This is a genomic window from Pedobacter sp. 01N416, assembly GCF_056399685.1.
This window is the reverse complement of sequence record NZ_JBFTRT010000265.1, coordinates 1-6,520: the sequence shown is the minus strand read 5'-3', so window position 1 is coordinate 6,520 and position 6,520 is coordinate 1. Positions and strand designations below refer to the sequence as shown.

Below are 6,520 nucleotides of genomic sequence, written 5' to 3'. Positions count from 1 at the left end.
GTAGATGTTTATCCAATGACATTGATCGAAGCGAAAGTTGTAGGTGTAATGCACATGGTAGATAATGGAGAGCAAGATGATAAAATTATCGCGGTTGCTGCTCACGATATGTCGGTAAACTACATCAACGATTTAGATGAATTACCTCCACACCAAATGAAAGAGATTGTTCGTTTCTTTCAGGATTATAAAGCATTAGAAGATAAAAATGTAACCATCGAACATTTACTTGGTGTTCGTTATGCGCATAAAGTAATTAAAGAAAGCATAGAACTTTATAACACAACATTTAGAGAATTGGCTTAATGGATTTACCCACGGTATGTTTGTTTTTAAATTTTGAGCTAAGTGCAATCCTGCCCAAAAACGTAGTTTTGGTTGCTTTACAAGAACCCGATACCACTTCTGTAGGCTGGCGATTATTCTTTGCATTATTTTTGGTGTTACTAAACGGATTTTTTGTTGCAGCAGAGTTTGCAATTGTAAAAGTCCGGGCATCACAGATTGAAATTAAAGCAAAAACAGGCAGTCGTGTTGGCAAAATGGCCAAAGGGATTATTCATAACCTTGATGGATATCTGGCAGCCACACAGCTGGGTATAACGCTTGCATCGCTTGGCTTAGGTTGGGTAGGTGAAGGCGTTATGCATACCATTTTCAAAAATCTGTTCGATAGTTTGGAATGGGGATTGAGCGATGCTTCTATCCATACTGCATCTACAATTGTTGCCTTCTCGTTGATTACGATTATGCATATTGTATTTGGTGAATTAGCGCCTAAATCTTTTGCTATCCAACGGCCGGTAGCAACAACCTTATTTGTTTCTGTACCATTGCAGATATTTTATGTGGTATTTAGACCATTCATCTGGACATTAAATAGTCTTGCTGCGATTATTCTTAAGCCATTCGGAATCGACACTTCAAGCGGACATGAATCGCTTCATAGTACCGAAGAACTTCAGTATTTATTAGACCAGGGTAAAGAAAGCGGAGCCTTAGATAATAACGAACATGAGCTGATTAAAAACGTATTCGATTTTAATGAGCGAGTGGTGAAGAATATCATGGTACCCCGCACCAAAATTTCGGGTATTGAACTAACTTCTCCAAAAGAAGAAGTGATTGATACAATTATTAAGGAAGGGTATTCGCGTTTACCGGTTTATGATGAGATCATGGATAAAATTGTAGGGATTATCCATGCAAAAGATATTTTACCATTGGTTGCAGCGGGTAATCAGCACTGGACATTAAACGATATCATCAGAAAACCATATTTCGTTACAGAAACCAAGAAAATCAACGATCTGATGAGTGAACTGCAAAGTAACCGCATACAGATTGCTATTGTATTAGATGAGTTTGGCGGTACAGCGGGCATGGTTACGTTAGAAGATATTGTTGAAGAGCTTGTTGGAGAAATCCAGGATGAATACGATGAAGAAAAGCCACTGGTAGAAAAAGTTTCTGACAATGAGTTTATCGTAAATGCATTCGCTACTGTATATGATGTGAATGAACATCTACCTCACGATTTACCAGAGGATGAAGATTTCGATACCATTGGTGGTTTGGTTTCTCATGTTTTTGAACGTATCCCTGAGGTAGGCGAAAGCAACGAATCATACGGATATCTGTTTACCATCCTTAAAAAAACAGAGCAGAATATCGAAACAATCAAGTTAGAATTGGTGATCAATAAAGCAGATATGGTTGATAATCATTAATTTCAACTATGCATATTTTTTACACACCAGATATAGCCCAAAATGCTTATACGCTTAACGAAGAAGAGAGCAAACATTGCGTTAGGGTGCTTCGCCTTACCATAGGCTCAATCGTTAATCTGGTTGATGGGAAAGGTGGTTTTTACACTGCTGAAATCACTTCTGATAATCCGAAAAAAGTCTCCTTATCCATTTTAAAAGTAGAAACGGAGTTTCATAAAAGAAATCATTACCTGCATATTGCTGTTGCGCCAACTAAAAATATCGACAGGATCGAATGGTTTTTAGAAAAAGCTACAGAGTTGGGTATTGATGAAATTACACCAATTATTACCGATCGATCGGAGCGTAGGATAGTTAAAGAGGATCGGCTCAACAAAGTGATTACTTCTGCTGTTAAGCAATCGATAAAAGCCTATCATCCAAAATTAAATGATGCCATTTCTTTGGATGCTTTTTTAAAAGAATCATTCGATGGGCATAAATTAATAGCACACTGTATCGATAACGGGGAGAAACAATATATATCCAAACTTGTAGCTCCACATCAAAAATACTTAATTCTTATTGGTCCTGAAGGAGATTTCACACCTGATGAAGTTAATTTAGCTTTGAACAAAGGCTTTAAAGCATTAACTTTAGGTGATAACAGATTGCGCACAGAAACGGCTGCATTATCTGTTTGTTTTGAAATCAATTACCTTAACCGATAATCATTTGAAGTTTTCAGTTTTCAGTTTTCAGCTTCCGAAATTTAAGTTTRTTGCTTCTTGCATAGGGCTTTTGGCTTTCTGCCTTATGCTTTCAGCTTTTAGCGCTTTACCACCAACCTACCGCATGGCCAAATTAAAGTATAACGGTGGTGGTGATTGGTATGCAGATAGAACAGCATTGCCCAACTTAATTGCCTACTGTAATGCCAATTTGAAGACTAATTTTTATGCCGAAGAAAGTATCGTAGAAGTAGGCTCGAAAGAAATATTCAATTATCCGTTTGTTTACATGACTGGCCACGGAAACGTAGTTTTTAACGATCAGGAAATTAAAAATTTAAGGCAATACCTTACAGGTGGTGGTTTTCTTCATATTGATGATAATTATGGATTGGATAAATTTATCCGCCCGCAGATGAAAAAAGTATTCCCGGAACTTAGTTTTGTCGAATTGCCGGCCAACCATGCATTATATAACCAGAAATTTAAGTTCTCGGGAGGCTTGCCAAAAATCCATGAGCATGATAATAAAAGGCCACAGGGATTTGCGTTGATTTATAAAGGTAGAGTGGTATGCTATTACACCTTTGAGTGCGATTTAGGGAATGGCTGGGAAGATTTCGGCACCTATCCTGAGGATACACAAGAAACGAGGACTAAGGCGCTTAAAATGGGTGCAAATTTGGTTCAGTATGCTTTAACCCAATAACAAATGTATAAAGTAAAAGTAAACGATCAGTTTTTATTTGAGGTTGAAAATAAGGAGTCATCTTTTTTGGTAAACGGAGAACCTATTCAGTTCGATCCGAGTTCAATTGGGAATAATAGTACACATGTTTTATACCAGAATAAATCTTTTAATACAGAGCTGGTTGAGCTGAACAAAGCAGATAAAACCTGCAAAATAAAGGTTAACGGTAATATTTATCAGATTAGCATCGAAGATCAGTTTGATGTTTTGCTAAAACAGCTGGGGTTGGATAATTTAACTGCTAATAAAGTTTCAGAAATTAAAGCACCGATGCCTGGTTTAGTACTAAAGGTTTTGGTTGAAGAGAACGCTGAGGTAAAGAAAGGTGATAACCTATTGGTGCTGGAAGCGATGAAAATGGAAAATATCTTGAAATCATCAACCGATGGTTTGATAAAGAAAGTTTTGATTAAGCAGGGCGATAAGGTAGAGAAGAACCAGATCTTGATTCAGTTTAAGTAGATAGCTTTTGCCATTAAAGAGTTAATATAGTGTCGTCACCCTGAATTTATTTCAGGGTCTTTTAGCATGAAAGATGCTGACCGCGCAGCAGCTATTAGGCCTCTAAAATAACAAAAACTGCTAATAAAATAAATTCAGCATGACGATCGTCTCGTCAAATGAGCGAAATACAATACACAAAAAAGAAAAGTCCCGATTTAATGTCGGGACTTTTCTTTTTTATTTACCTCTACTTACCCTGTAAGGTTTTTGAGGAGGGTTTTTAAAATTTCTTTTACCTGCAGTACTAATTTCTGGAGCGCCAAGCATAGTCATGGCGCAACGGAAACCAACTTCTGCTGATGATTCATCTTGTTGCATAAAACGGCGTGTTGCCGGGTTTAACCAGTAAGCCATGTCATTCCAAGAACCACCTTTATAAACTCTGGATTTATCGTTTACAAGCGTTACACCTTCTTCATTTAATAAAATATTTTGTCTATCACGGTAACCTCTTTGATCTGCCTGATAACTGGTTGATGCTACTGGAGATTGTGGATCAGTCGATTTTGAAATTGAATCAGAACGTTTCGCCTGTGCCTGTTTTTCTGCCCAGGTTTGTTTTCTTCCGGCGTAAGCATTTTCCTTAATCGGATTGCCATATTTATCCAATGCAATTTTTCCGCTTTGCGAATCCTCTAATTTTTTATTGGTGAAATAGTTCCCACGATATGGATTAAATGCATCTGCATCGGTAAATGTACCTGTTCTGTAAACATCATTAACCCATTCATTCACGTTTCCAGCCATATTATATAAGCCGAAGTCGTTTGGTGCATATTGAATAACGGGAACAGTTAAATCTCCTTTATCATTTAATGAACCACCAACACCCATATAATCGCCAGGTGCCCTTTTAAAGTTGGCCTGAATCATACCTCTGGTTTTCTTTTTGGCAGAGCTCACACCTAAGCCATTCCACGGATAGATTTTATTCTGATTGATGTTTTCGTATTCTGTATTGCCGATTAAACCTAAAGCAGCATATTCCCATTCAGCTTCTGTTGGTAAACGATAAGGCTGCATAATTACACCATCCTCTAGTGTCGCAGTTCTTCTAGGCTGATTGTTTTTGCCTCCAGATGCTGGGGCTGCTGTTCCTCCAGCGGTTGATGTAGCTGCACCTGATTTTGTATTGTAATCGGTTGGTGCATTTTTCCCCTTATCATCATACTGGCCATTTAAATATGCATCAGTATTAAAAGGTTTGTCTGGTTTTGGAGTCGCCGCTGCTGTAGTAGCAGCATTGCTTTTTCCATTACCGGCTAAAGTTTTATAATCAGTTAAAATTCCTTTTTCGCGTAGAATAAATTCGTTAGCTCTCGAAGTTCTCCATTCGCAATAACGTGATGCCTGCTCCCATGAAACACCTACAACAGGATAGTCACGGTAAGCAGGGTGTCTTAAATAATTATCTACATAAGGTTCGTTGTATGATAATGCGCGGCGCCACACTAAAGTATCAGGAAKCTCATTATAATAAAACTCACGATCTTCAGGGTAGTTGTATCTGATCCAGTGTAAGTATTCTAACCAATCGGTATTCGATACTTCAGTTTCATCCATGTAAAAAGATGGAACAGTAACCTGTCTTTTGTAATTGTAAATATTTGGCTCAACACCCGGTACTTCGATGGCACTACCACCAACAACTAAAACTCCACCTTCAATTGGAATCAAGCCTGGTCCTGGAGCTCTCTTATATTGAGTGGCTACAGCAAAAGCACCAGATTGGTTGTTTTTGCTTTTCCTATCGGCATAAGGAATACCTGTCTTGCTAGAACTGTTCCCTCCTTTTGAGCTACAGCTCGTAAGTAGGGCAGCTAATGACAAACAAGTAAAAGAATATAGTAACAGTTTTTTCATATAGTTCGTTGGGGAAATCGTCCCTATAGGGATTCAACCGATAAAATTAAACAATTTTAAATGAATATATAAATAATGTGGTAATAAAATATCGATTATATTTTTGAGTGATAACGTATTATTTTATATCGTATTGTGTCTACTTACTTTTTCAGTTAAATTTAGGTTAAATAATTATAAATAAGCAAGATGAAAAGAAAGTGAGATGATTGAGAAGTGCTGTTAGCAAGCCATTAGCCCAATAGGTGGAATTACTTTTATTACAGTTCAGGTCATCTCAATATTAATTTTTTTTATGTTTTTAGTGACAGCTTAAACACGTATATATAAAAAGAGTATTGTTATAGTTTATAGAGATTGCAATAAATTAACCATATTTGATTTAAAGATTATTAAGTTGACAAATCGAATTAATAATTTTTATAGAAAAAAGAAAATAGCTCAATTATGATGCTAAATGGTTATTAGTTATTGGCTTAGGTTTTTTGCAGTCACACCTGTATGTAAAAATCGTATGTTTAATTAGTAAATAATCATAGAATTCGTAATTTGGTGAAATATAAGTTTTGGTTTTACGTTACAGAATATATTCTCCAGTTGTTGCTAAATACCAAAATCTAAAATTACGTACCTTTAAAGGATGAATTTCAAGTACATCAGTAAACTTGCTTTTTCTGCACTCTCAATGGCCTTGGTGTTTGGTAAAACAAATGCTCAGGTAACCATAGGCAATACACAAACAAATGGTAGCGAGGCAAACAATATTGTAACAGCAGTTCCATTTCTGCTCATTACGCCCGATGCCCGTGCTGGTGCAATGGGTGATGCTGGCGTGGCCGTTGCTGGTGATGTAAATTCAGCCAGCATTAATGCTTCTAAACTTGCATTTTTAGATAAACCTTACGGATTTTCTGTTTCTTATAGCCCGTGGTTAAAAAGTTTAGTACCTGATATTAATC

At 36.9% G+C, this 6,520-nt stretch carries 6 protein-coding genes and 1 pseudogene; 6 read left to right on the top strand and 1 reads right to left on the bottom strand.

Annotated features, from left to right (window positions below):
- From AC1DND_RS15445 to AC1DND_RS15425, 5 genes are all read left to right on the top strand, one after another.
- The coding region (locus AC1DND_RS15445; protein WP_477582887.1) for an inorganic diphosphatase at window positions 1-306 on the top strand (306 nt) is incomplete at its 5' end.
- Complete coding sequence (locus tag AC1DND_RS15440; protein ID WP_477582886.1) at window positions 306-1,730, top strand: hemolysin family protein; 1,425 nt, start codon at window positions 306-308, stop codon at window positions 1,728-1,730. The genes AC1DND_RS15445 and AC1DND_RS15440, both read left to right, overlap by 1 nt.
- Window positions 1,731-1,738: 8 nt before the next feature.
- Window positions 1,739-2,443, top strand: a complete 705-nt coding sequence (locus AC1DND_RS15435) for a 16S rRNA (uracil(1498)-N(3))-methyltransferase (protein ID WP_477582884.1) — start codon at window positions 1,739-1,741, stop codon at window positions 2,441-2,443.
- 85 nt (window positions 2,444-2,528) lie between these two features.
- On the top strand, window positions 2,529-3,152 hold the full coding sequence (locus AC1DND_RS15430) for a DUF4159 domain-containing protein (protein ID WP_477582882.1): 624 nt from the start codon (window positions 2,529-2,531) through the stop codon (window positions 3,150-3,152).
- A gap of 3 nt (window positions 3,153-3,155) precedes the next feature.
- Window positions 3,156-3,656, top strand: coding sequence for an acyl-CoA carboxylase biotin carboxyl carrier protein subunit (locus AC1DND_RS15425; protein WP_477582880.1), 501 nt, complete (start codon window positions 3,156-3,158; stop codon window positions 3,654-3,656).
- A gap of 219 nt (window positions 3,657-3,875) precedes the next feature.
- Here AC1DND_RS15425 and AC1DND_RS15420 read toward each other — a convergent pair whose 3' ends face one another.
- Window positions 3,876-5,561 (bottom strand): SUMF1/EgtB/PvdO family nonheme iron enzyme, encoded by a 1,686-nt coding sequence (locus AC1DND_RS15420; protein WP_477582879.1) that lies wholly within the window; start codon window positions 5,559-5,561, stop codon window positions 3,876-3,878.
- Between the two features lie 640 nt (window positions 5,562-6,201).
- Here AC1DND_RS15420 and AC1DND_RS15415 point away from each other — a divergent pair.
- Window positions 6,202-6,520: pseudogene (locus AC1DND_RS15415) on the top strand (type IX secretion system outer membrane channel protein PorV); the annotation flags it as partial.